This window comes from Nocardia abscessus NBRC 100374, assembly GCF_000308455.1.
GTDB classification, from domain to species: Bacteria; Actinomycetota; Actinomycetes; order Mycobacteriales; family Mycobacteriaceae; genus Nocardia; species Nocardia abscessus.
Window position 1 is genome coordinate 37,855 of sequence record NZ_BAFP01000268.1, and the last position, 22,577, is coordinate 60,431.

General features: G+C 66.1%; 31 protein-coding genes. 21 read left to right on the plus strand and 10 right to left on the minus strand.

Going from position 1 to position 22,577, the window contains the following annotated elements:
• Window positions 1-4 precede the first annotated feature (4 nt).
• The 20 genes from ON19_RS34220 to ON19_RS34320 all read left to right on the plus strand — a co-directional run bounded on the left by ON19_RS34220 (window position 5) and on the right by ON19_RS34320 (window position 17,451).
• Window positions 5-361 carry a hypothetical protein gene (locus tag ON19_RS34220; protein ID WP_043702544.1) on the plus strand — a complete coding sequence of 119 codons (357 nt, stop codon included), beginning with the start codon at window positions 5-7 and terminating at the stop codon, window positions 359-361.
• Window positions 361-627: a hypothetical protein gene (locus ON19_RS34225; protein WP_043702547.1), complete on the plus strand. Its 267-nt coding sequence runs from the start codon at window positions 361-363 to the stop codon at window positions 625-627. The genes ON19_RS34220 and ON19_RS34225 overlap by 1 nt, the downstream gene beginning before the upstream one ends.
• A complete protein-coding gene (locus tag ON19_RS34230; protein ID WP_043702550.1) occupies window positions 624-1,025 on the plus strand; it encodes a hypothetical protein in 402 nt (133 codons plus the stop codon). Before ON19_RS34225 ends, ON19_RS34230 begins: the two co-directional genes overlap by 4 nt.
• A gap of 68 nt (window positions 1,026-1,093) precedes the next feature.
• Window positions 1,094-1,678: a phage tail tube protein gene (locus tag ON19_RS34235; protein WP_051169592.1), complete on the plus strand. Its 585-nt coding sequence runs from the start codon at window positions 1,094-1,096 to the stop codon at window positions 1,676-1,678.
• A gap of 105 nt (window positions 1,679-1,783) precedes the next feature.
• Entirely contained in the window at window positions 1,784-2,095 is a 312-nt protein-coding gene (locus ON19_RS34240; protein ID WP_043702551.1) for a hypothetical protein, read from the plus strand.
• Between the two features lie 176 nt (window positions 2,096-2,271).
• Window positions 2,272-2,466, plus strand: a complete 195-nt coding sequence (locus tag ON19_RS34245) for a DUF5361 domain-containing protein (protein ID WP_255218449.1) — start codon at window positions 2,272-2,274, stop codon at window positions 2,464-2,466.
• On the plus strand, window positions 2,463-6,650 hold the full coding sequence (locus tag ON19_RS34250; protein WP_157229988.1) for a hypothetical protein: 4,188 nt from the start codon (window positions 2,463-2,465) through the stop codon (window positions 6,648-6,650). Before ON19_RS34245 ends, ON19_RS34250 begins: the two co-directional genes overlap by 4 nt.
• Window positions 6,647-6,856 carry a hypothetical protein gene (locus ON19_RS34255; RefSeq protein ID WP_043702559.1) on the plus strand — a complete coding sequence of 70 codons (210 nt, stop codon included), beginning with the start codon at window positions 6,647-6,649 and terminating at the stop codon, window positions 6,854-6,856. Before ON19_RS34250 ends, ON19_RS34255 begins: the two co-directional genes overlap by 4 nt.
• A complete protein-coding gene (locus tag ON19_RS34260) occupies window positions 6,853-7,752 on the plus strand; it encodes a hypothetical protein (protein WP_043702563.1) in 900 nt (299 codons plus the stop codon). The genes ON19_RS34255 and ON19_RS34260 overlap by 4 nt, the downstream gene beginning before the upstream one ends.
• Window positions 7,753-7,790: 38 nt before the next feature.
• Window positions 7,791-9,392: a Gp37-like protein gene (locus ON19_RS34265; protein ID WP_043702565.1), complete on the plus strand. Its 1,602-nt coding sequence runs from the start codon at window positions 7,791-7,793 to the stop codon at window positions 9,390-9,392.
• 32 nt (window positions 9,393-9,424) lie between these two features.
• Window positions 9,425-10,474, plus strand: coding sequence for a hypothetical protein (locus ON19_RS34270; protein WP_043702568.1), 1,050 nt, complete (start codon window positions 9,425-9,427; stop codon window positions 10,472-10,474).
• Window positions 10,474-11,547 carry a hypothetical protein gene (locus tag ON19_RS34275; protein WP_043702570.1) on the plus strand — a complete coding sequence of 358 codons (1,074 nt, stop codon included), beginning with the start codon at window positions 10,474-10,476 and terminating at the stop codon, window positions 11,545-11,547. The genes ON19_RS34270 and ON19_RS34275 overlap by 1 nt, the downstream gene beginning before the upstream one ends.
• Window positions 11,548-11,555: 8 nt before the next feature.
• A complete protein-coding gene (locus tag ON19_RS39465; RefSeq protein WP_051169593.1) occupies window positions 11,556-12,599 on the plus strand; it encodes a hypothetical protein in 1,044 nt (347 codons plus the stop codon).
• Between the two features lie 88 nt (window positions 12,600-12,687).
• Complete coding sequence (locus ON19_RS41075; RefSeq protein ID WP_227955068.1) at window positions 12,688-14,388, plus strand: glycoside hydrolase domain-containing protein; 1,701 nt, start codon at window positions 12,688-12,690, stop codon at window positions 14,386-14,388.
• A 14-nt stretch (window positions 14,389-14,402) separates the two neighbouring features.
• Window positions 14,403-14,636 carry a hypothetical protein gene (locus ON19_RS34295; protein ID WP_157229989.1) on the plus strand — a complete coding sequence of 78 codons (234 nt, stop codon included), beginning with the start codon at window positions 14,403-14,405 and terminating at the stop codon, window positions 14,634-14,636.
• Window positions 14,636-14,989 (plus strand): hypothetical protein, encoded by a 354-nt coding sequence (locus ON19_RS34300; protein ID WP_043702577.1) that lies wholly within the window; start codon window positions 14,636-14,638, stop codon window positions 14,987-14,989. The genes ON19_RS34295 and ON19_RS34300 overlap by 1 nt, the downstream gene beginning before the upstream one ends.
• A complete protein-coding gene (locus tag ON19_RS43495) occupies window positions 14,989-15,147 on the plus strand; it encodes a glutathione S-transferase family protein (protein ID WP_157229990.1) in 159 nt (52 codons plus the stop codon). The genes ON19_RS34300 and ON19_RS43495 overlap by 1 nt, the downstream gene beginning before the upstream one ends.
• Window positions 15,147-15,557: a hypothetical protein gene (locus ON19_RS34305; protein ID WP_043702580.1), complete on the plus strand. Its 411-nt coding sequence runs from the start codon at window positions 15,147-15,149 to the stop codon at window positions 15,555-15,557. Before ON19_RS43495 ends, ON19_RS34305 begins: the two co-directional genes overlap by 1 nt.
• On the plus strand, window positions 15,554-17,026 hold the full coding sequence (locus ON19_RS39470) for a hypothetical protein (protein ID WP_157229991.1): 1,473 nt from the start codon (window positions 15,554-15,556) through the stop codon (window positions 17,024-17,026). Before ON19_RS34305 ends, ON19_RS39470 begins: the two co-directional genes overlap by 4 nt.
• Window positions 17,027-17,037: 11 nt before the next feature.
• A complete protein-coding gene (locus ON19_RS34320) occupies window positions 17,038-17,451 on the plus strand; it encodes a hypothetical protein (protein ID WP_157229992.1) in 414 nt (137 codons plus the stop codon).
• Here the strand turns inward: ON19_RS34320 and ON19_RS34325 are convergent.
• The gene (locus ON19_RS34325; protein ID WP_157229993.1) at window positions 17,448-17,774 is read right to left on the minus strand and encodes a hypothetical protein; all 327 of its coding nucleotides are present in this window, start codon (window positions 17,772-17,774) and stop codon (window positions 17,448-17,450) included. The two genes, ON19_RS34320 and ON19_RS34325, sit on opposite strands and share 4 nt — an antisense overlap.
• A gap of 80 nt (window positions 17,775-17,854) precedes the next feature.
• On the opposite strand from ON19_RS34325, the gene ON19_RS34330 reads away from it, so the two are divergent.
• Entirely contained in the window at window positions 17,855-18,988 is a 1,134-nt protein-coding gene (locus tag ON19_RS34330) for an alpha/beta hydrolase family protein (RefSeq protein WP_157229994.1), read from the plus strand.
• A 203-nt stretch (window positions 18,989-19,191) separates the two neighbouring features.
• Here the strand turns inward: ON19_RS34330 and ON19_RS44255 are convergent, their stop codons facing one another.
• The 9 genes from ON19_RS44255 to ON19_RS34355 form a co-directional block, all read right to left on the minus strand.
• Window positions 19,192-19,320 (minus strand): hypothetical protein, encoded by a 129-nt coding sequence (locus ON19_RS44255; RefSeq protein ID WP_255218447.1) that lies wholly within the window; start codon window positions 19,318-19,320, stop codon window positions 19,192-19,194.
• Window positions 19,321-19,380: 60 nt separating this feature from the next.
• On the minus strand, window positions 19,381-19,620 hold the full coding sequence (locus tag ON19_RS34335) for a hypothetical protein (protein WP_043702590.1): 240 nt from the start codon (window positions 19,618-19,620) through the stop codon (window positions 19,381-19,383).
• Window positions 19,620-19,784 (minus strand): hypothetical protein, encoded by a 165-nt coding sequence (locus ON19_RS42540; RefSeq protein WP_157229995.1) that lies wholly within the window; start codon window positions 19,782-19,784, stop codon window positions 19,620-19,622. Before ON19_RS42540 ends, ON19_RS34335 begins: the two co-directional genes overlap by 1 nt.
• Window positions 19,774-19,968 (minus strand): hypothetical protein, encoded by a 195-nt coding sequence (locus ON19_RS34340; RefSeq protein ID WP_043702593.1) that lies wholly within the window; start codon window positions 19,966-19,968, stop codon window positions 19,774-19,776. The genes ON19_RS42540 and ON19_RS34340 overlap by 11 nt, the downstream gene beginning before the upstream one ends.
• The gene (locus ON19_RS44260; protein ID WP_255218448.1) at window positions 19,965-20,087 is read right to left on the minus strand and encodes a hypothetical protein; all 123 of its coding nucleotides are present in this window, start codon (window positions 20,085-20,087) and stop codon (window positions 19,965-19,967) included. The genes ON19_RS34340 and ON19_RS44260 overlap by 4 nt, the downstream gene beginning before the upstream one ends.
• A gap of 220 nt (window positions 20,088-20,307) precedes the next feature.
• Window positions 20,308-21,477 (minus strand): helix-turn-helix domain-containing protein, encoded by a 1,170-nt coding sequence (locus tag ON19_RS34345; RefSeq protein ID WP_043702596.1) that lies wholly within the window; start codon window positions 21,475-21,477, stop codon window positions 20,308-20,310.
• Between the two features lie 134 nt (window positions 21,478-21,611).
• The gene (locus ON19_RS42545; RefSeq protein ID WP_157229996.1) at window positions 21,612-21,764 is read right to left on the minus strand and encodes a hypothetical protein; all 153 of its coding nucleotides are present in this window, start codon (window positions 21,762-21,764) and stop codon (window positions 21,612-21,614) included.
• On the minus strand, window positions 21,761-22,198 hold the full coding sequence (locus ON19_RS34350) for a hypothetical protein (protein WP_043702599.1): 438 nt from the start codon (window positions 22,196-22,198) through the stop codon (window positions 21,761-21,763). Before ON19_RS34350 ends, ON19_RS42545 begins: the two co-directional genes overlap by 4 nt.
• Window positions 22,195-22,524 (minus strand): hypothetical protein, encoded by a 330-nt coding sequence (locus tag ON19_RS34355; protein WP_043702602.1) that lies wholly within the window; start codon window positions 22,522-22,524, stop codon window positions 22,195-22,197. Before ON19_RS34355 ends, ON19_RS34350 begins: the two co-directional genes overlap by 4 nt.
• Between the last annotated feature and the right edge of the window lie 53 nt (window positions 22,525-22,577).

The following is a 22,577-nucleotide window of genomic DNA, read 5'->3' on the forward strand; positions in this document are numbered from 1 at the left end:
CGTGATGCAAGCCTCGCAGACGGTGGAGTACCACGAATACACCCCCGGCGGGCCTGACCCGTACCGGAACCCAGCGACATTCGCGCCGCCGCTGGATCAGCCCGGCACCGAAGTGCTGGTCTACGGGTGGCATGTCCCCTCCACTTCGGATCCGAAACTCGCCGGCCATCCCGACAGGGTGATCGTCGACGTCGAGCTACTGGTTCCGGCGGGATTCGTGCCAACGCCGAAGAGTCGCATCGACCTTCCGGCGGGTCCAGCGGGACGGTTCGAGGTCATCGGAGATGTGCAGGACTGCAACCACGGCCCGTTCGGGTGGCAGCCCGGCTCGGTAGTGAACCTGAGGAGGGTGAGCGGCTGATGGCAGCACCGAAGGTCCGCTGGAAGCGAGAAGTCTTCACCAAGATCCGTCGCTCCGAGCAGGTCGAATCCGCCCTGTACGACATCGCGGTCATCGGCGCCCGAGCCGCCAACGAGGCAAGTGGCGGCGGGTACATCGCCCGAAGTGGTGAGGGCCCGACCCGTGCCCGCGCGGCGGTGATCACCGCAACCGCAGCCGCGATCCGCGACAACGCCCGCAACCACACCCTTCTGGGGCGTGTCGTCGACGCGATGCAACAGCGATGATCCCGGTCACCTTCCCCGACATTGTGATCACCTTGGCGGATTACCTGGCGTCTGCTCTGGCAGCGCGCGGGGTGACCGATCCCGTGGTCGCCGAAGTGCCGGACCCGCGGCCGGACCGGTTCGTTCGCGTCGTCAGGATCGGTGGCCCTCGGACCAACCTGATCACCGACACCCCCCGAATCGTCGCCGAATGCTGGGACACCTCAGGTGCCGGTGCGGCGGAGCTGGCTTCCGTCACTCGGGCGTTGATCGTCGCGGCCGCGCCCGGCTATCTCGGGTCTGCGTGGGTCGGGAAGGCCATCGACCGCGGCGTGTCCTACTCGCCGGATCCCGACACGGGCACCCCGCGCTACCTCATCACCGCCGAACTCGTCATGAACGGCGCCCCGCTGTCCTAGCCCCGCGCTAGGTGGACAACTGAATAACTCCCCTCGGGCCTGCGCAAATCCCAAGGGAGACATCCACAATGGCTCTGCCAACCACTACCAAAATCGGCGCGGGCACCTACGACACCGTCACTGGCGGAATCCTCGTCGCCCCGATCGGCACCACCGTGCCTACCACCGCTGCCGCGACTCCCAACGTGGCGTTCAAGCCTCTCGGATATGTCTCCGAAGACGGCCTCGAACCGCAGGGTGAGCGGACTGTCAACGCGATCCGCGACTGGAACGCCGACATCATCGCCCAGCTGCAGACTGAGCACTCCGTGCGGTTCTCGCTGACCCTCTACGCAGCGTGGGACTCCGACGTCCTTACTCAGGTGTTCGGCGCGGACAACGTCACCGTCACCGCGGCGACGGCGTCGACCGGCACGCTGATCACGGTCGAGGAGACCGGATCGGTGCTGCCGCACCGGGCGTGGATCTTCGACATGGCCCACGACCTTCGCAAGCTGCGCATCGTGCTGCCCAACGCGAAGATCACCGAGGTCACCGAGCGTCCGTACGTGGCCGGTGAACTTGCCGGTTTCGCGATCACCGTCGAGGCGTTCAAGGACTCCACCGGCGTCAAGGCCTACCGCTACTACGACGACGGCGTGTTCAGCGCCTAACCAGACCCCCAGTGATGGCGGGTCCACCTATGCGCAGGCCCGCCCGCCATCGCTGGGGCCTCACCCCAACGTGCCTGCGCTCCGACATGAAAGAGGTCTGCGCACATGCCCACTGCACGCAGTAAGGCGCTCACCAACGGCAAGGATCAGAAGCCCAAGCGGGTCAAAGACCCCTACGTCACCGAGATCAACGGCGTCAAGGTGGAGCTGCCGTCGCTCACCTTCCTGACCTACCGCGAAACGTTCGAGCTGGCCGGCCTCAGCGAGGCGGAGTACATGAACGAACTGTGGCGGCGGCACCTCAGCGAGGAAGCCTATGAGGCGGTGATGGACGCCGACCCCGATGTGGTCGACGACATGATCCTGGCCTGGCGCGCACACTCGGGGGTCTCGCTGGGGGAATCCAAAGCCTCGTAATTCTGATCGAGGCATACCCGACAGCGATCGAATCCGATCTGATCGACCGCGGGCTGCACCTGCGTGACCTCGGCACCAAACGGCTGTCCTGGGGTGAGCTGCGGTCGATCCTCGCTTGGCTGAAACCCGACGCGGCCCTATCGAGGGCGTTCCGCGGTGATGACTGGCCGTGGGGGCTGCAGGAGATGCTGCTCGCCTCCGCGGTCGACTACTTGGCCTTGCTGTTCTGGTCGAAAACCAAGGCTGCGCAGCACAACCGCGGCCAGCCGAAGCAGATCCAGCGGCCCGGCATCGCGAAGCCCGAACGCATCGGCACGGCGATGTCCATCGATGACATGAACGATTTCCTCAGATGGGAGGTGTCTGCGTGACCGCTCCCGGCGAGGCCTTCGAACTCGGCGTCGGCTACCTGTCGATCCTGGGCGAAACCCAGAAGCTGGCACGCTCGGTGTATGGGGCGATGCGCGACGCCCAACGGTATGTGGACGCGCATCCGCTCAAGATCAAGGCCGACGTCGACGTCTCCCATATCGGGGCCATCCGCATCCCCGTCATCGCCGATACCGGACCGTTCGACGGCGAAGTGCGGGACGCGGTCCGGGACGCGCAGCGATACGCCCAGCGCAACCCGATCAGCATCCGCGCGAACATCGACGTAGCCCATGTCAGCAACGTCAGCGTGGATGTCATCCCTGACTTCAGCGACTTCGGCGACCGCATGTCGGTGGGGCTGGCGCTGGCGCAGGCCGGCAACAACTGGCAGGTCACCGTCGGGGTCGATGTCGACAGCGCCGCAGCGATCGCCCACATGGCTGCGCTACACGCCCAACTGCAGGCGATGGCCACCCCGATTACCCAGAACGTCGATGTGGACGTCGACCGAGATGGGATCTCGCGGGTGGCGTCGCTCGGCACATCCCTGGGCGGGCTCGCCACCGTCGCCGGTGGCGCGTCGGCTGTCGCAGCAGGCATCGCGGCGATCGGCGGCGCGGCTGGTGCGGCGCTGGGCGCGGTCGGGGCGCTCGGCGCTGGACTTGCCGCGCTCGGACCGGCGGCCGCCGCGGGAATCTCCACTGCGGCGGTCGGACTGCAGGGCGTGGGCGAGGCGTTCAAGGCGTTGTCCGCGGAAGGCAGTTCCGCGGGTGCGGATGCTCAGGCGCAGGCGAAAGCCATCGCCGCGGCGAACGAACAGCTCGAGTCCGCGCTCGACGGTGTGGAAAACGCGCAGCGCAACCTCGCCGACGCGCAGAAGGACTCCCGCGACGCCACCAGAGACATCGCTCAGGCGTACAAGGACGCCGCCAACGAGCTCGAGGACTATCAGCTCAAGCTCGAAGATGCGTCGCTGTCGGAGGCCGAGGCCGCTCTCGCACTCAGGGAGGCGCGCGACGAGTTCGCCAAGGCGCTTCCGAAGGACCGCGAGAAGGCCCTCCTGCGCCTGCAGCGCGCGGAGTTCAGGTATCGGCAGGCGCAGGAGAAGAACCGCGACACCCAAGAGGAAGCCAACGACGCCTTCGCGAAGGGTGTCGACGGCAGCGACAAGGTAGTCGCCGCGAAAGATCGCGCCGCACAAGCGGAGCAGCGGGTAGCGGACGCACTGAAGGCTGTCGAGAAGGCCAACGACCAGGTAGCCAAGGCGCAGCAGGCAGTAACTGACGCTACGAACAAGACGACCGCGGCGCAGAACAAGGCCGCCGAAGCGTTAGCGAAGCTCTCCCCGAACGCGCGGGAGTTCGTGCTCGCGACACGCGACCTCATCCCGATGTGGCGTGACCTGAAGAACGCCACCCAGGACGCACTGTTCGACGATGCAGCCGAGGGCATCACCCGCCTGGCGACCGCCGCCCTGCCCACCCTGAAAGCGGGCATGGTCGACGTCGCAGCCTCGATGAACGGGTTGACGAAGCAGTTCGCCGAATTCTGGGCCGCTCCACAGAACCTCGAAGGGGTTCGAGCAGTGTTCGCGGGCACCGCCGACTTCATCGACGGCATGGGCCCGGGGTTGCAGCAGGCCACGCAGGGCTTCCTGTCCCTGGGGCAGGCTATGGAGCCGGTCGCCAATCAGGTTGGCGCTCAGTTCGCGAACATGCTCGGCCAGATCGGGGAAAGCTTCACCGACGCTTTCAACTCCGGTGCGCTGACCGAACTGATCGGCAACTTCGGCAACATCCTGCAGGGCCTCGGTGAGGGCTTGAACCCGCTGATCGACGGGCTCATCGAGATGGGCAATATTGTTGGCCCGACGCTGGGACCGCTGTTCAAGACTCTCGGGGAATCGATCGGCGCTATTGCACCGTCGCTCGGTGGTCTCGGTGCGACGTTCGCCGAGACACTGACGGCACTGTTGCCGGATATCACGAAGCTTGTCGACGTCTTCGCCGCAGGCCTCGAGCCGGTTCTACCGGTGATCGGGGACCTACTGCGGTCGCTGTCCACGGCCATGCTGCCGCTCGTCGAGCCATTGAGCGAGGTCGCGCAGATCGTCGGGGATGTACTGTCCCAAGCGATTACGGCGCTTGCTCCGTCGATCGGGCCACTCGGTGAGGCGTTCGCGTCTCTGGTGGAAGCGGTGGCGCCGATTCTTCCCACGATCGCGGAGGTCGTGTCCGGCCTGATTCAGGCACTCGCGCCCGCGCTGACGACGATTTTCGATGCCCTCGGCCCAGTCATCGACCAGTGGGCGGACTTGATGCTGCCGGTGTTCAAGGACCTGCAACCGGTCCTCGCGGATGTGGCGCTGGCGATCGGAACCGCGATCGCCGACGCGCTCAACGACATCGCGCCGTACATCCCGGACATCGCACGCAGCTTCACCGACCTGTTTACCGCGCTGGTGCCGCTGCTTCCGCAGTTGGTGGACCTCGGCGTGAAGCTGCTCCCGCCGATCATGGACGTAATTGTGGCGATCCTGCCGCAAGTGCTCGACCTGATCGACGCGTTCACCTGGCTAGCGAACAACGTCATCGTGCCGATCCTGATCCCCGCGATCAAGGGGCTGTCGCAGTACCTCACCGACCAGTTCAACGCGGCCAGTGATGTCGTGCGCACCGCCAGGGACGTCATAGGACTCGCCATCCAAGGCATGTCCGCCTACTTCACTGATCTCGGCAAAACCGTAAAGACCGTGTGGGACGGGATCGTCCGCGAGATCGCCGAAGGCGTGAAGTCGGTCGGACAGATACTGCAGCTGGCGGGGAACTCTCCGGTCCCGTTCCCTGGCCGCGACAAGGCGCGCGAGTACGGTGAGTCGCTGATCGGCTGGGCCAACGCCCATATGGCCACAGGTGGCCTGCTGCGTGGCCCGGGAAGTGGCACCAGCGATTCGATGCTGATCGCCGCATCGACCGGTGAGTACATCGTCAACGCGAAGTCCACGGCGGCGAATCTGCCGCTGCTGGAGGCCATCAACGCCGGATGGGTGCCGCCGGCGCAGTTCCTGCACAACCTTGTGCCGGGATTCGCCGAGGGCGGAATGGTTCCGGGCAAGAAGTTCGCACAGTCCATGGACCCGGCCAAGTACCTCATGGGCGGTTTCTCCCGGACGGCGATCGACTGCTCCGGTCTCGTCGCGGCCGTGGTCAACGAAGCGCTCGGTCTCGACCCCTTCTCCGGTCGCATGTCCACGGTCAACGAGGGCGCTTGGCTGGCGGCCAAGGGAGCGAAACCCGGCCTCGGCCCGGCCGGGAGCATCAACATCGGCTGGTTCGACCGCGGAGGCGGGGCGAACGGCCACACCGCGCTCACCCTCGGCGACGGAACGAACGTCGAGTCCCGCGGCGGTGACGGCGTCGTTGTCGGCGCGGACGCTGCGGGTGCCAAGCACCGGATGTTCGACAAGCACATGCACATCCCCGCGGAACTGCTGCGCGGCGGCGACCTCGGCGGACCCGCCACGGGCGGGGGTGCCACGAAGGGTGGCAGGCCCGGCAAGCTCGGCGGCGGCACTGGCGGTAGCGGCGGGACCGGCGGCTCCGGTGGAGCGGGTTCGGGCGCGGGCGCACCAAGCGGCACCGATGGCACTGCGGGCGCTACTGATGTCAACGTCGTGAACTGGCCACCACAGCTGCTCGGCGGCCCCGCGACCACGGGACTCCCTGGAGTCGCCGGCGAGCCGCTTCCGGACGGGACGCTGTCGCAAACCGCCTTCGGGCCGGGCGCCCCCACGTCCACATCCCCGGCGGTGACTCCCAACGCGGGGGCCGACAGCACGCACCCGCTGTCGAACCTGCCGATCCCAGGGGCGGCCGACCTGTTCAACGGTCCGGCTCCCTGGTATCTCGCGGCTACTCCGGAGCAGGCGCTCGCCAACCTCGGCAGTCAAGCGGCGGGCCTCGCAACGAAGACCGGCTCCGACTTCGTGGGCCTGCTGCAGAACAACTGGCGGGAGATGCTCGACACCGGCCTGGCGGTTGCGGGCATGGGCGCGGGTGGGGGCGGTGCGCCGATGACGGTGAACAACTACGGCATGGACCCCATCAGCGCCGCAGCTGCGGTCGAGCGGGTCCATCGGCGGCGGACTCTCGCCAACCAGCGTGGAGGAGGTTTCGGCCGGTGACTCGTGAAGAATTCGCCGCCACGCTCGGGCTGGACGGGCAGCTCGCCGCGGACGCCTACGAGGTGTTCCGTGACGAGCTGCGCACACCGCGGAAGACGCTCGCCGCTCGGTGCGCCGATCTCGCCGAGGGACTGCGCCGGCTCGATCTCACCGAAGAGATCGTGTACGACGCCGTGCAAGCCCTGGCGAGGGAGCGCCGCCGGTGACCCCGCTGACCGACACCCGCACGAAGATCGTGTGGGTCGACGTCAACGGCCGCGCCTGGCATCTCGCCGGGCCGGGCCGGGGCGCTGAGGGCGTCATCATGATGGGCGACCCGAAGGGGTGGACGTTCCCGCCGCACACTCTGCTGTTCGATGAGGGCGCCAGGCAGGACGGGGCGACATTCCGCCGCGCGGTGGTGTCGAAGCGGGAGATGGACTTCAACGTCTCTATCGGCAATCACGTCGGGCTGCGGATCGTCGACATGCGGCACTGGCAGCAGGTCCACGATCTGTGGTGGCGTGGCTGGTCTCGCAACCAGCCCGGTCATTGGTGCGTGTGGACCAAAGGCAAGGGCTGGCGCAAGACGCCCCTGTATCTGGGTGACGCCCCCGAGCCCACGAACGGGCTCGACGCGGCGCTGAATCGCAACGAGGTCTACACCACCTCCGCGGTGGGGTTCGACCCCTTCTGGTCCTCGCTGGAGCGAGAAGTGTCCTGGATCAACAGCTCCGGGAGCAACCAGGGCGTACTGAAGCAGCGCAACGACGCGTCCGAGCCGGCATGGGCGCGCTACACCTGCAAGGGCCCCGGCCGGTACTCGATCCAGGACTACGACCCCGATGCGGACCCAGAGGGGGAGGTGCGGATGCTGCGCTGCCCCCTGCTCGCAGAGGGCGAGACATTACAGATCGACCTCCATCCCCGCAACAGGACCGCGCGGGTATACAACACCTCCGGTGTGTACCTGCGCAACGTCTGGGCGCAGATGGCGGGCCGCCGCATCCTCAACCCGATCCCCGCGTGGGGGAGCACGGAGATCGCGGTGACTGTCGAGGACGGCGACCTCGCGAGCGAAGTCGTCGGCACGCTGGTGCCGAAGAACGCGAGGCCACTGTGACCGCGCCTCCATGGGATGGGCACACCGAGGTCCGGCGCATGGATGCTCTGAGGAAAGCGGAGCAGGACGCGTGGCGGGATCAGCGGGCGGTGGTCCGCTACTACGACAAATGGATGTCGGAGGTAGGCGAGGAAGGCCGCTACCTCAATCTGACGTTCTCCCACATCAAGAACGGTGCGGGCGGGCTGCGGATGACCTGCCCGCCGGACATGGTGCATTGGGATCACTTCTTCCGCAACCCCGACGGCGAGGACGCGACCATCCCGATCACGGTCGAGACGGCCGGGCAGAGGTGGGACGGGTTCGTCACCCGGGCAGCGGAAGTGGTGGACGACCGCGGCAACAAGACCATCGAGATCGAAGCCATCCACTGCTGGAACCACATCGCCACCACCGTCTGCTGGGCATCCCCATTCGCCCCCCTGCTGGCGCAGTGGCCGCGGCACTGGTTCATGTTCGGTGGCGTTCGCACCATCATCCATCTCACGCTGATCGCGAACTACCTTCGCCGTCAGGCGTTCTGGTCCGCGGATCAGTGGAACGGCGCACCGGACTGGGCGGAGGTCGGGTCCATCGCGTGGCCGATCGCGGTGGGCGGCATCAATGTCCTCACCGACACCTCCCCGTTCGCCGCGGTATCGGTCAGATTCGAGCACGCCGACCAGGTGTTCCTGCCGCTGCTGCAAGACAACGGCGTCTGCCTCACTGCGCAATTCTTCCTGCCGGACATGGACGATGAGCAGCCGGACCCGGAGTGGTTCTACCTGGACCGGCCCACCGTCTACGTCACCACGGTCGACAAGTCCAACGTCGTCGGCGCCACCGGAACCCTGTTGGACGGCATCACCAGGTTCTTCGAGGACTTCTTCGACGACGGCGTAACCCCCATCCGGTACCCGGACTATTCCACCGGCGGGGATTACGAGCAGGCGTACGCCAACACCCCGCTCGGCAATCGTCGCTACTTCCCCTGGATCTGGTACTACGAAGGCGAATACAGCGGGCTCGGTGCCAGTGACATCAGCGTCCACAAGCCCCTCGCCACCCACGTGCTCGTCGGTGGTCGCTCGCCCGGCTGGGTGAACGCGAGCATCAGCTTTGCCATCAAGAACGCGCTGGCCTGGCTGGGTCTACTGATCGGCCTGCCCGGTCTCGACGCCCTGTACATGGGGCAGTTGGACGACGTGTTCCTCGCGTTCGCGGAATACGCAGACCAGGGCCGTATTCAGCGCGCGGGTCCGTTCGCCTTCCAGGAGCACTTCGTCACGGGTAGTGACAAGGCTTTCACCATCGACGGCCTGATGGCTGGCAAGCATGGCCTGCATCAGACCCGCGGCTACACCAGCCACAAGGTCACCGTCCACGACAACGCCCCGTACATCCTCGGGCCGAACGCGGACTTCTGGATCGGCGATCAGATCGGTTTCAAGCTGGGCGATTTGATCTTCGTCGACTACGTCACCGAAGCCAGCTACACCGACGACCGGACTACACCCGGCCGGTGGGAGATCACCATCGGCGACGGCGCCGACGAAGAGGACTCCGTCACGAAGGCGTGGTCGCGGCTGAGCCAGACCGCTGGCGCGATCAAGCAGATCTTCATGGATGTGGGCGCCGATCTTGATCTTCTGATCTTTTGATTCGCTAACGACTTTCGGAGGAGGTGTAGCCGTTGACCGACGTCAGCTTCCCGGCCCGAGTGACCATCACCGAAGAGGAAGACCTCGACGGGCTGCCCGTTATCACGGCGGACGTCACGCTCACACCGACCGCTGCGGCGTTGCTGCTGCCGGAAGGCCCCGAAGGCGACCAGGGTATCCCTGGTGAGCCGCAATCCCCGTTCATCAAGGTCGGCGAGATCGCCAACGTCGGCGCGCGGCCCGGCGGGCTGACGGCTACCGATCGCGGCAAATGGTGGCACCGCCTGGATGACGATTCGATGGACTTCTGGGACGGCGACTCCTGGGTGAACCCTGGCGCGGGCTCGGTGGGCCCGCAAGGTCCCGTTGCTCCAGCGAATACCCTGACCGCGCTGGATGTGGTCGCGGACGAGACGATCACCATCCCGGCGGTCGAGATCAAGCCGGTCAACTCCTCGACGCAGACGATCCAGCTCACCGTTCCGGCGGGGGACCGCGGCGCGACCGGCGCACCGGGCTCCAGCGGAACGATCACCACCTCACCGGACTACGACTCCACCCAGGGTCCGGTGAAGCGCAGCATGTTCGCCTACAAGCGGACCACTGGCCGATTCGCCCCGACCCCGCCCCCATGCGGGTACGGGCCGTGGCATTGGGCAGATACCGCTTTCGCCGCGGATGCTTCCGGCGCGGTGTCCGCGTACAAGGTACTCACCGCGTCGATGCCTGCGCTGCCGTTCGCGTGGCGCCCGCAGGTGTTCGGCGCGATCCAGCTGTACAACGACAACAGCGGCCAGTGCCATGCGTTCGTGTTCCCGCGGTTGTGGAACGAAACCGGAGTAGCGCTGGGTATCGGCGCCAACCCCTGGCAGACGTTCTGGGACATGGTCGAGATCACTGAGCACTACGGCAACCCCAACAGTGTGGGGATGAGCCCAAGTTCCGACTATGCGGTGGTCCCGGCGAATAGCGCCAGCCAGATCGTGGTGATGGTGGAACGCCAGGGGTCCACCACCGGAACGATCGGATACAGGCAGGCAGGAGCCGCTTTGACCGTGTACGCGATGCCGGTGAGCCTCTGATGACGACGGTAGGGGACTACTTCGACTCCACGCTGTTCCAGGGGATAAACGAGGGCGTCGGCAATCCGGGGATCGTCACCTCGCTGGAGGGGACGCCCGCGGACGGCAGCTACGAGAACCTGCACGGCGCGGTGGGTCCTGATGGCCCGCAGGGCGATCCGGGTACCCCGTTCCGCTGGCAAGGCGACGTCGCCGACCGCGCGGCGTTGGATGCGCTGATTCCACTGTTGAACTCGGCGATGTTCGGATTCAGCTTCCGGGTGTTGTCGGACAACAGCGTGATGTTCTGGACCGGAACCCGTTTCGTGCAATTCACCGACGCTTTCGGCGGTCTCGGGCAGACGGGCGAGGTCAACACCTTGACGATCGGCACCGTCACTACCGGCGCTGTCGGTTCCCCGCTGATCGTGTCCATCACCGGCACCCCACCGTCGCAGACGCTCAATCTCACCGTTCCCCGCGGCGGCACCGGACAGAAGGGGCTCACCGGCCCGCCCGGACCGCTGCGCAACAGCACGGACTACGACAACACGATCACCCACACCAACGGCATGATCCCGCTGTGGGACACCTCCACATCGAAGTGGACGCCGACCGAATGGCCGGGGTACAGGGGCCCGTGGAGTGTGCTCGAGGCGCAGTCCTGGGACAACCCCTCCAGTGGGTTCGCCGCGGACATCACCAACGTCGGCACGAACCCGAACACGATCGCCACGATCAACATCCCGGCCCTGCCGATTCGGTGGCGGCCCTACATCACTGGCGGCGCGACGATCTACTCCGTCCCGACCGACTGGTCCACGAGGGTGGACCTCGAGGTGCGCATCGGCTCCGCCTCCGGCGACATCGTCGCCCGCGGGGTGGGTAGTGCCGTGTACATCGAGTGGTTCGCGAGGATGCGGCCGTTCTTCGCTTCCACGTTCACCGCCGGTTCGACGACCGGCACGATCGCCCCCAGCACGGCCACGACCCTGTATGTCGTCATCCGTCGCAACCTCGGCGCAGGTAACTACAGCTACCGGCGAGCGGGCGCGAACATCACTGTCTGGGCCCATCCGGTCGAGGCACCCTAAGGAGCCATATGGGCATCGTCTACGACCGCGACGTCCAGATCACCATGGCGGGCATTGTGGAGAGCGAAGAACTCCCGTGCACCGTCAACTCGCTCGAGATCTACGACGACGAAGGTCGTTTGGAGATCCGCTCCGGACCGAAAGGGCCACAAGGCCCACAAGGTGACCCGTCCTACGGCTTCATCTTTATGGGCCGCGTCGAAGACCTCACGGAACTGAACGCGATCACCGTCACCCATGCCGACAAAGGCAAGGCGTGGTGGGTTGCCGACATCAACGAACTCCGGCTGTGGGACGGGCGGATCTGGATTCCGTTCACCGATGCCTTCCAGGGCACTGGGCATCAGGGCCCGCCGAATGTCCTGACCGGTGTGGCCGAGGTCGGCGCCACGGGCTCCTCGGCGCTCGCCACGCTGACCGGTGACTCCCCGAATCAGGTCCTGACAATCACGGTGCCGAAGGGTGCGACCGGCCCGGACGGCGACCCGGGTGTGGCCGGCCGAATCCAAGACGCGTCCGATGTGGATACCTCTACGGTGGCGCTGTCGGATCACATGGTGTTGCAGTGGGATGCGACCCTGTCGAAGTTCGTGCCCGCACCGTCTCCGACATGGCGGGGCCCGTGGACCATCGGTGGCAGCAGGTTCGCCGCGGCATCCAACTCCGCGGACGCACCCCGCACCATCGCGTCGATGACGGTGCCCGCGCAGCCGTTCGCGTGGCGGCCCTACGTCATCGGGCGTGTGCCCATGCAGATCCACGTTCAGGCGGTGGGGGACAGCCGAATCGACATCGAGGTCCGGTCCGGCGCTGAGGACGGCCCGATCGTCGCCTACGGCAGAGGGTTCTCCTCCGCGAACTACATCTGGACGAGACTCATCCCGAAATTCGAGTCGACCCTTTCCCCGGCGACGACCAGCGTCGCCACTGTCGCGGCCGGGCAGACCCAGACCTTCTACGTGCGCGCTATCAGGGCGTTCGGCACCGCCAACTACTCGACGGTCTCCGACATCGCGTTCCTCACCGTGTACGCCATGCCGTTATTCCAGTAGGAGTCGCAATGACAGATCACACCATCCTGTTGATCATCATGATCGCGGTAATCGTCTCGCTGGCGTTGCAGCTCGCGCGGTGGCCGCGGTGAAGCTGCTGGACTTCTCCGCAGCACTCATCGATCCGCAAGTCATCATGGACGCCGGGTATGCAGGGGTGATCGGGTATTTCGCAGATTCCCGGCCGGGTACGAACTTCGGCGCGAAACCGCTGCGGCGAGACTACTGCGACCGGCTCCGCGCGGCGGGGCTGGAGATAGTCAGCAACTACCAGTACGGCAAAGGCGACACCTCCGACTGGTACGGCGGGTACGACGGAGGCGCTCGGCACGCCGAGACCGCGCTGCGGCTGCATCGTGAGGCGGGCGGCCCGGAAAACCGGCCGATCTACGCGCCTGTCGACGCCAATCCGAGCCTGGAGCAATGGAACACCTTCATTGCCCCATTCCTGCGCGGCTGGGCATCGGTGATCGGTCTGGAATGGACTGGCATGTACGGCAACTCGCGCTGCATCGACTGGGCGCTCGAGGACGGCGTCGCCACCTGGTTCTGGCAACACAACTGGAGCGGCGATTCCTCGATCAACTTCGACCACTACGCCGCACACCTGCACCAGATCGAGATCGACAAACGTCAAGTCGGCGGGGTCACCGTCGACGTCAACATCACGCTCAAGAACGACTACGGCCAATGGTCGAAGGCGCCGAACTCAACACCTACGGAGATCATCACGGTGACGAAACCGCAGTACACCGAACTCGAGCAGATGGGCAACTCGGCATCCAGCCGCCACGGCGCCCGTGTCGAGAACTTCCTGCTGCACACCCAGGAAGGCAACGGCACCGCCGAGTCCCTCGCGAACTACCTCGACAACCCGGCGAACGGTGTCAGCTACCACTACACCGTCCGCGATGGCGTGGTCGTCGACGTGGTCGACACCGACCTTGCGAGTTGGTCTGTGCTGGACGCGAATCCGTACACGATCAACCTCTGCTTCGCGGGATCGCGGGCCGGATGGTCGCGTGACGAATGGATGGCCAGGCGCGACGATATCCGTATCGCGGCCTGGCTCGCTGTGCAGGACGCGCGGAAGTACGGCTTCGATCCTCACGTCATCGCCCCGCCGTACGAGCGCCGCTCCGGCATCTCTGACCACAACTACGTCACCCGCTGCCTCGGCATCGGCAACCACACCGACGTCGGCCCCCATTTCCCCTGGGATGTCTTCGAGGCCGACGTGTGCGAGTTCGCCACCGGGGCGCCGGCCGCGCCGCCACCGAACGCGATTGATGACGTCGCATCCGTGACGCCGTGGCTGGGCGCGCGGCGCACGGTGGGCGAGAACGCGACACCGGACGGGATCGGCCGCTACGCGGAGTTCGAGAACGGTCACATCTACTGGCATCCCGCGGCCGGCGCCCGCGCCATCCCCGCCTCACTGTTCGGCAAGTACAGCGAACTGGGTTGGGAGGCGGGCCCGCTCGGATACCCCGTCACCGACCTCACCGAGCTGCCTGACGGCGAGGTGCAGGGCTTCCAGGGCGGTGCGCTGTACCGCCACGGTGACTGCGCCCCGGTGTGGGTGCACGGCGCGATCCGCGCCCGCTGGCACCGCGCCGGGTCGGAGACTGGCCCGTTCGGCTGGCCGCTCGCCGACGAGGAGGCATTGGACGGCGGTGAGCAGCGGCAGCGTTTCCAATACGGGCAGATCATCTGGCCCGGCCGCCGCGACACCGTCGCCCTGCTCGACGCTGACGGTCCGGACATCCCCGTTCCGGACCACGACTGATGAAGGGAAAGACCATGACCAAGCTGCTCTCTGCTCTGCGCACCGAGCCGATCCGCGCTCTCCTGTGGCCGGTGCTGGTTGGTATCGCCGGGTACCTCGTTGTCCGTGGCGTTGTGGACCAGTTCTCGGCGGACATGATCGTCGCAATCGTCGCCGCCATACTCGGCATCCCCGCCGCGGAAGTCGCGCGCACGAAGGTCACTCCGGACGCGAAGCTTCGCGCGGGGATGTCCAGTGAGCGTGGGTAGTGCTGATCTACCTGCTCGCGCAGCAGGCTGATCCACTCACCTCCACCCTTCCGCAGTACGGCGCTATCGGCGTAATCGCACTCATATGCATCTACGCCGTCTACAAGCTGTTCACCAACCTTGTCGAAGCGCACAAGTCTGAAATAGAGCGGATCGAGCTGTCGCACAAGGATGCGATTCAGCGTGCCGATTCCGCATACGACAAAGAAGTTTCGCGCGGCGATCGGCTCGAAAATGAGCTGCGCGAACTCAATCGGCTCATCAACGACAAGCTCGCCGGGGAGCTTGTGCGGGCCACTGACGCCATTCGGGAGGCGTTCGAAACCATGCACGAGCAGCGCAGGCGGCTGTGATGCCGGAAAAGTACGAGCGCGACCACGACAACCTCGACCAAACCCTCCGTCAAACACACGAGACGGTGGGGAGGTTGCGGGCGCTGCTCGACGACCTGGCGAGCCAGATAAACGATCTCGAGACCGAGATACGGCCTCGCCGGAAAGGGGACCCGTGATGGATCTCGCCGAATTGGTGACCGCGGTGGACAGGCTACGACAAGTGGTCACCGAACTGTCGGAGAGAGCGGAAACCCAGCAGAGAGTACTCGACCGTCTCGACAGGGTCTCGACGGATACCCGCATGAACCGGATCGGTTTGAAGGTGGCGACGGTCGGCGTCGCGTTCAACCTGGCGCTGACCGGCATCGTGGGATGGCTGTTCGTGCGCGTGGAGCACACCACACGCGAGGTGCGGGATGTTCAGAGCCGCACGTCGACGGAGATCCTCTGCCCGCTGTATCAGGTGTTCGCGGTGAGCATCAAGGTCAATCCTCCATCGCCGAATTTGACGCCGGAACAGACGAAATTCCGGCAGGAGGCGGCGGACACAATTCTTGCCGGATACGACAAGCTGGGGTGCGCATGACAAATCCCTTATCCCCGGTGAAGTACGGCAAGGTTGTCGGCCGTCTCCTCGCGGGCATCATCGACTCCCCGGATGTCGGTGTCATGCCCGACTTCCCACCGCTCGAAGGCCGGGTGACGTTCACCGCGGAGGTGCCGAAATTCCTGGTGCCCGACGCTGTCCCGCCCGCTACGGTCGCGCCCTTGTCCGGTGGCCTGTACACGTGTGTCCTCGATGACGAGGGGTTCCTGACCTGGCGTGGGACGCGTGGCGTGTATCTGGCCGCGCCGATTCCGGGCACGATGAACCCGGACAGTTGGACGTGGCGGGTCGACTTCGACCTCAGCTATCTGGGCACACCGGTGCCGATGGAGCCGTTCCGGATCAACGTGCCGGAGTACATCCCCGGCCCGGACGAGGAGGACCCGGACACCGGTTCGACCGGGTTGGTGGATCTGACCCTGGTGTCCCCGGTCCCCTCCAGCGAAGGCAACGCGGTGGTCCGGGGTGTGTCTCTGGACTCGGTAACCCTTGTCGGCAACGCATTGGTGTTCGGGTTGGACGACGGCTCCACCCTGCCCGGTGTCGTGGTTCCCGCGATCCAGGACGCGCTGGACGCAGCGGATGCGGCAGCCGCGAGCGAAACGGCCGCGGCGAACTCTGCCACCGCCGCCCAGAACATCGTCGATTCGTTCGACCTCAACGTCGGCACGGTCACCACCGGCAATCCTGGCGATCCGGCGTCGATCACCATCGACGACACCGGCAGTCCTGTGTTCGTGCTGAATGCCACGCTGCCGAAAGGCGATACCGGCGACCCGGGACCTCCGGCGCCGGACGCCACGTCCAGCGTGAAGGGCATCATCCAACTCGCCGGAGACCTCGGCGGCACCGCGGCGAGCCCCACCGTCCCCGGCCTCGCGGGCAAGGCGAACACCAGCCACACTCACGTCGCGACCGATGTCTCCGATTCGACTGCGACAGGCAGATCGGTGCTCACCGCAGCCAACGCCGCAGCCGCACGGACGGCGATTGGTGCCGGCACATCCAGCCTCGTCCTAGGCACGACGGCAGGAACCGCAGCTGAGGGCAACGACTCTCGCCTGTCGGACACCCGAACGCCCACGACAGGCACTGTGCCCTATGACCTCAGCATCATCGTGTTCGGGAAGGACACCACGCGCAACGCGTCGCCTGGCACTGGAGACTTCCCGTTCGGTGTGAAACTGCAACGGGCCGCTACATTCACATCCGTCACCTATCGCGGCAACACCGCGGACGGCAGCGGCAACCTCGTGGTCGAGCTCCGCAAGAACGGCGTAGCAGTATCGGGCTCCTCGGCCACCATCGCCGCCGCCAACCAAGTAGCCGGAGGAACAGCGACCGGAACCTACAGCTACGCGGCAGGCGACATCCTCACCGTGCAGGTCACCGGTGTCGGAACCACACCCGGCACCGGCCTGATCGCTGATGTGACAGGCCTAGCCTGATGCCCTGCATCGTGGTCGGCGCGGTGAGCGGCTTCGCGCCGTCGGGGATGAACAAGAGCGGCAGCGCCACACTGTCCAACAGCTACGCCCAGGTCAACGGGTGGGTCGCCGACACCACCAACTATCCCGGTTCGACCGTGTCCAGCAACGCACTGCTGGCGCAGGGTTCCAAGGGCAACGCCACCGTGACGGCGACGTGCCCGTGGACCTCGAGCCTGTCCTGCACGGTGACGTTGAGGCTGTTCAAGAACGGCGTGCAGATCGTTCAGGGCTCCGGCAGCAGCGGCACATCGGGAACAGCCATAGCGACCGCGACCGGTGTCACTGTGGCGCCGGGCGACACCATCACGTTACAGGCGGTGTCGACTCAGGGGAGTTTCACGTCCATCTCTGCGGGTGCGGGCACGTTCGTGCGCATCACCTAGCTGCCGAAGCTGCCGGTCGACGGCCGGTTCGACTTCTCGTAGAACACGTAGTAGCGCTCGCCGTGAATGTGGTTGCAGCGGGCCGAATACCCGAGCGACCGGTAGTGCCGGGCGACTTCCTGGCAGTTATCCCGGCCGATGATCACACCCGTCTCGTAGGCGCTGGCGGTTCCTGGCGCGAGCAGGACCCCGACCGCGGCGATCCCGACGGCAAATGCTGTGCGCGCAAGCCTCTTCATGAATTCCTCATCCCTCGATGTGAACGCGCGGCCCGGCGTCAACCCCTCCGGCTGCGTCCCCCGACGTAGCCCGCGCGCGAACATCTTGCACCCCCGATGGCCGGCGCGTCAGAGAAACGCGGAAACCAGTGCTCAAAATCTGCCAACCGAAACGAGGTGCCAACGTGGCTCCCACCCTTTTGCCCGCGATGACCGGCCCGCACGGCGTCGGCAACCGAAGGCTTTTCCTCACGGACACCTCGAGGACGGACCCGATCACGGGCTCAGGCCAGCGGAAGGTGTCCGTCACCGCTTGGTACCCCACACCCTCCACCGGCGCCGTCGCGAAGTACCTGTCGAACGTCGACAGCTACGACGAGACCATGGCGCTGGCGTTGGTGAACGGCCTGGAGAACGCTGGCTGCTCGAAGCAATGGTGGACCGGAGCGATCAAGTGCGGCGGGTTCTTCGGCAACGTCGACCCGAACGCCATCATGTTCGGCAACATCCGGGCGAGGGACACCCGTGCGGTGAAAGACGCCGTGGTGTCAACGGATCTCGGCGCCCTGCCTGTGGTGGTGTTCTCGCCCGGCTTCGGCATCCCCGGCAACCATGCGTCTATCCTGGCGCAGGAGTTGGCGTCTCACGGCTACCTCGTGCTCACGCTGTCGCACACGTACGAGTCGATCGTCACCGAGCTGTCGACCGGAGTGGTGGCCCAGAACGGCGGGGCCGTCAGCAATCAGTGGCAGAAGGTGTTGACCGCTCGCATGGGTGACGTGGACTTCATCCTCGACCAACTGCCCACCCTCCCCAACGGCATCGGGAATCAGGCGGACCTGAGCAAGGTTGCGTGCGCCGGCCACTCCTACGGCGGGTACACCGCGCTCGAGATGGCCTACCACGACACCCGCGTGAAGGCGGTCGCGGTGCTCGACGGCACCGCCGGGTATGACGGCACCGAGAATCATGCCCAGAACAACGGCGTGCAGGTGCCGGTGATGCTGCTGAGTGGCGATATCGACCTCGGCGACAACTACCTCGTCGGCGGTGAGCATGGCTCGTGGGCGACCTACCGCAACACCACCCACGGTCCCCTGCACATGCTCGAGGTCGCGGGAACCAAGCACTTCGCGTTCACGGACATTGGTTTGCTGACCGTCAAGACGGCGGAGCTGAACGGCAGCATCAACCCGGCGCGGGCGATGACGCTGCACACCCTGTTCACCCGGGCGTTCCTCGACCAGTACATCAAGGGCATCCCCACAACACTGCTGGACGGCACCGACCCGAACTGGCCGGAGGTCACCACCTTCTGAGTAGTCGACTACTCACACGACAACGCCCCGCAGGAATCCTGCGGGGCGTTTCGTCATGTCTGGGCGGGAATCAGATCGCCGACCTGAAACGCCACCACCTGAGACTATCGGACACCGAAACAAGAACCCCCCGACCCTGCGAGGGTCGGGGGGCCTTCGCCGTGCCTGCGGTGTTTACACGGCGAAGCTCAAGGGGGTAACGCTCAGTCCACGGCCTTGATGATCCGTGGATCCTCGGTGATGATCCGCTTCCGGGGGGCTTCCTTGCCCCGAGGGTCCGTGCCCCAGTTGTCGTTGGCGGGACCATCCGGGCCGGGGATCTTCTCCTGCACGCGTACTCCTTCGATTCGGGTATCTCCTTGGATCCCCCCGACGGGTGCCGGGGGAAGACTTCAGCGCCTGCTGAACTCGCGGTAGACGGGCTTGCGGAACAGTGCGCGGCCACGGCCGGTGGGCAGCCAGCCTCGTGCTGTGCCTGCGACGAGGTCGCAGTGGGCGAGTTCGGCGATCTCCTTGCGGGCAACATGCTCAGACAGGTCCGTCTGACGGCTGAGTTCGCGGACAGATACGCGGCGGCCGTCCTCGGCGATCAGCGCGCCGAGCAGTTTGGCTTGCGGTTCACTCAACGGCATCAGCGGCCACTCACCTGCTGCTTGAAGCGGAGGGCGACCTGCTTACGCGGGCACGGCGGGACGCAATCCGCGTGGATCTTCACGATCCCGTCCGCCCATTCGGCGTCCATCAGCCAGTCGATGGTGGTGTCGTTGCATTCGTCCGGTCGGGGCCTAGTCGGCATACTCGCCTCCATCCCCTGAGCCTTGGCTGTAGGCGTGCGCGGCAAGGTATTGCAGGCAGGCGGGTCCGTGGCCGGAGTGGATGTTGGAGACGAACCGGGCCTGGTCCAGGGAGCGGAACGGTCCCTCTCCGGAGCATCGCCGGTGGGTGTGCCTCCACTGGTCGGCGTCGGCGAGCGTGGTCACTGGACTGCCTCGTCGCGGTTCGGGCCGGGCTCGGGACGGCGCCATGCGGCGAGGTAGACGGCCGCGGTGAGGAGCGGCAAGCCGACGGCTACGGCTATGGCGGCGATGAGTTCGGGCATCGGGTGTACCCCCTGGGCGCGTGTTGTGTTGTGGCTAGGTGCACCCGGCGCCGGGGGCGGTGGTCGTAGTGTGGCTACGAACCATCGCGGCGGAGGCCACTTCGGGGGTCGGGACTCGCCCAGCGCCGGGTGCTGCACTCAGAGTCACACCGGGTGGTACGCAAAAAGAATGGCACTTCCGGTTTGTGTCGCCCGGAAGTGCCATGTAGGAGGGAGTGTTTCAGTAATCGAGTCGAACGAAATCGGCGAGGTCTCTCATTTCGTCGGTGAGCGTGCGCCGGTCGTAGATGATCGCGCCGAGGATGTCGCGGGCGTACCGCTGCTGCGCCAACCACTCCGGAGCCGACTGCCGCAGCTCCGCCAGTCTCTCGACGGCGGTGGAGTGGTTACGCATCTGCGCGTGCGCACAAGCCACGTCGAGCCGGTGCCGCAATCGCCCCGCGCTGACCGGTTGCAGCGTCGTCGGGGGCGTGCGCTCGGCGATGGCGAGAGCCCGGTCCGGCTGCTCGGCGATGATCGCTGTCTCCGCCGCGATATGCCCTACCGTGACGGGCCCGTACGTGCGGACCGTCTGATGGTCGGACAGGACCTCGCGCCCGATCCGGTAGGCCGCTGACCGTGCCAGGCTCATAGCGTCCTCGGCCCGGCCGGGTTGGTTGTCGCGGATGGAGGCGTTCGCCGCGTACAGCCACAATCGACCCCACAGCGCCAGCTCGTGTGTCGTGGCACGGGAGAACCGTGGCTCGATGCGGTCGGCCCATTCGATCGCCAGCCGCTCGGCGTCGGTCAACCGGCCCTGCCGCAGGTACGCCCACACGAGAGTGTTGGCCGCCGCAGCGGCGTCGAGGTGGTCACCAGCCGAGTCGATCGCGCGCGCCAGAGTGTCCTCGGCGGTGTCGAACTGCCGGTTCTGCACGAGCAGCCAGCCCGCCATGCCGAGGATTCTGGCTCGAATGATGCGCCCGTCTTGCTCGTCGAGCTGGTCGGCGTCTCGCAGCAGGGCGGGCAGGCTGGACGCGATCGTCCGATACTGGTGGGTGCCCATCAGTGGGCGCAGTTCCTCGAACGCTGCCCGGACTCCGTCGAGAGTGACCGGTTCGTCGGCGAGCTGTTCGAACTGGCCGACCAAGGCTCGCCGCACTGGCTCCCACAGGTCGTCTGTGGCGGCGTCGGCGTACTCGGCGTCCCGGCGAGTTTGTAGGTCCGAGGTTCGCACCCTCAACCCCACGGCGAGCTTCCGCAGCGTTTCCAGGCGAACATCAGACTTCTCGCCCTGTTCGATCTTCCGAATCAGGGAGATGGACACGCCGGACTGGTCGGCGAGTTCCTGTTGCGTGAGTCCGCGTCGTTTCCGTACCGATTTCAGGCGGTCGCCTATTTCCACACTCATATATCCGAGGCTACGACGAATTCTCCTGCGGGGGCGATGATCCACGCGGGTAGACTGTCGTTCGCCGCGGTCACCACACTCAGACTCGGCAGATGAGCCGCCTCGGACCCCCGTCCGGGGCGGCTTTCTTGCTGTCATGACACTGGTACCTCCACGCGCATCCCTCCGCCATGGCGTTCCAGCCAGCCGATCAGCGGCCCCATGAAGTCCGTCAGCAGTTCCAGTTCGTGGGGGAAGTTCTCGCGGCACTGCTCGGGCACGGTGAACGTGAGCGTCGTCGTGGTCATGCTTCGAACGCATCCCGGTCAACGATGGTCCACAGTTCCACCCGCCAGCCGTCGACAGTCCCGCGCCATTCCCGGACGCCGTCTCCATGCTCGGGGTCCTCGGTGAGGCCGAGCGCGGTCGACCAGGCGGTGATGATGGCGATGGCGTCGGGATAGTCGAGGTCGCTCACATGGGCGAGCAGGGTCGGCACGGTCCGAATCTCTCCGTCGCGCACCTCGTTGAAGATGCGCCGCTCCCAGCCCAGCTCAGGTAAGGGCCGGGTGGTGATACGGGAGACGGTGGCGTCAGCTTCGCTGGTCCACATATCGACTTCGGCGAGGAGGTGGCGGTAGGCAGTCGGGGGATGGGCGGAGGCGGCGGCGGCCCGGAGCTGGGTGGCTATCCAGTCGGGATCGCGGACGGTCTCGGCGGTGGGGCGGACGGTGGCGGTCACCGGATCACGCCCAGCAGCTCCGGGCAGACCACATCCACCATCGTTCCGAGGGCGTAGCCCAGCTGGTGCGGGTAGTGGTCCACGGCCAGGTGCTCGAGCGCCCCGCGCTTCCCGGCGGGGGTGGGGTCGGCACGCAGGATGCCGCACACCTCGTGGGCGGTGGCGATGATCTCCGGCTGGAACTGGCGATTGACTCCACCGAGCAGGAGGCGAAATTCCATCTGCTGGCCGTCGGTCCAGCCCGGCCACGGGGCGGCGTGGGAAGGCCAGGGGGTGAGGGACAGGGCGGCAGCGGCGAGGGCGATAGTGGTGATGCGGATTCGCATGAAGGGCTCCGATTAGAGGGGAGTCATGTACCCGGCTATCGTCGGATATCTCT

Coding starts and splice junctions, on each gene's coding strand:
- ON19_RS34355 (WP_043702602.1), bottom strand. CDS start 22,524: ATGCGAATCCGCATCACCACTATCGCCCTCGCCGCTGCCGCCCTGTCC.
- ON19_RS34275 (WP_043702570.1), top strand. CDS start 10,474: ATGACGACGGTAGGGGACTACTTCGACTCCACGCTGTTCCAGGGGATA.
- ON19_RS34305 (WP_043702580.1), top strand. CDS start 15,147: ATGGATCTCGCCGAATTGGTGACCGCGGTGGACAGGCTACGACAAGTG.
- ON19_RS43495 (WP_157229990.1), top strand. CDS start 14,989: ATGCCGGAAAAGTACGAGCGCGACCACGACAACCTCGACCAAACCCTC.
- ON19_RS39470 (WP_157229991.1), top strand. CDS start 15,554: ATGACAAATCCCTTATCCCCGGTGAAGTACGGCAAGGTTGTCGGCCGT.
- ON19_RS34335 (WP_043702590.1), bottom strand. CDS start 19,620: ATGCCGTTGAGTGAACCGCAAGCCAAACTGCTCGGCGCGCTGATCGCC.
- ON19_RS39465 (WP_051169593.1), top strand. CDS start 11,556: ATGGGCATCGTCTACGACCGCGACGTCCAGATCACCATGGCGGGCATT.
- ON19_RS34220 (WP_043702544.1), top strand. CDS start 5: ATGCAAGCCTCGCAGACGGTGGAGTACCACGAATACACCCCCGGCGGG.
- ON19_RS34325 (WP_157229993.1), bottom strand. CDS start 17,774: ATGTTCGCGCGCGGGCTACGTCGGGGGACGCAGCCGGAGGGGTTGACG.
- ON19_RS34345 (WP_043702596.1), bottom strand. CDS start 21,477: ATGAGTGTGGAAATAGGCGACCGCCTGAAATCGGTACGGAAACGACGC.
- ON19_RS34225 (WP_043702547.1), top strand. CDS start 361: ATGGCAGCACCGAAGGTCCGCTGGAAGCGAGAAGTCTTCACCAAGATC.
- ON19_RS42540 (WP_157229995.1), bottom strand. CDS start 19,784: ATGCCGACTAGGCCCCGACCGGACGAATGCAACGACACCACCATCGAC.
- ON19_RS34235 (WP_051169592.1), top strand. CDS start 1,094: ATGGCTCTGCCAACCACTACCAAAATCGGCGCGGGCACCTACGACACC.
- ON19_RS34230 (WP_043702550.1), top strand. CDS start 624: ATGATCCCGGTCACCTTCCCCGACATTGTGATCACCTTGGCGGATTAC.
- ON19_RS34240 (WP_043702551.1), top strand. CDS start 1,784: ATGCCCACTGCACGCAGTAAGGCGCTCACCAACGGCAAGGATCAGAAG.
- ON19_RS42545 (WP_157229996.1), bottom strand. CDS start 21,764: ATGACCACGACGACGCTCACGTTCACCGTGCCCGAGCAGTGCCGCGAG.
- ON19_RS34265 (WP_043702565.1), top strand. CDS start 7,791: ATGGATGCTCTGAGGAAAGCGGAGCAGGACGCGTGGCGGGATCAGCGG.
- ON19_RS44260 (WP_255218448.1), bottom strand. CDS start 20,087: ATGCCCGAACTCATCGCCGCCATAGCCGTAGCCGTCGGCTTGCCGCTC.
- ON19_RS34295 (WP_157229989.1), top strand. CDS start 14,403: ATGACCAAGCTGCTCTCTGCTCTGCGCACCGAGCCGATCCGCGCTCTC.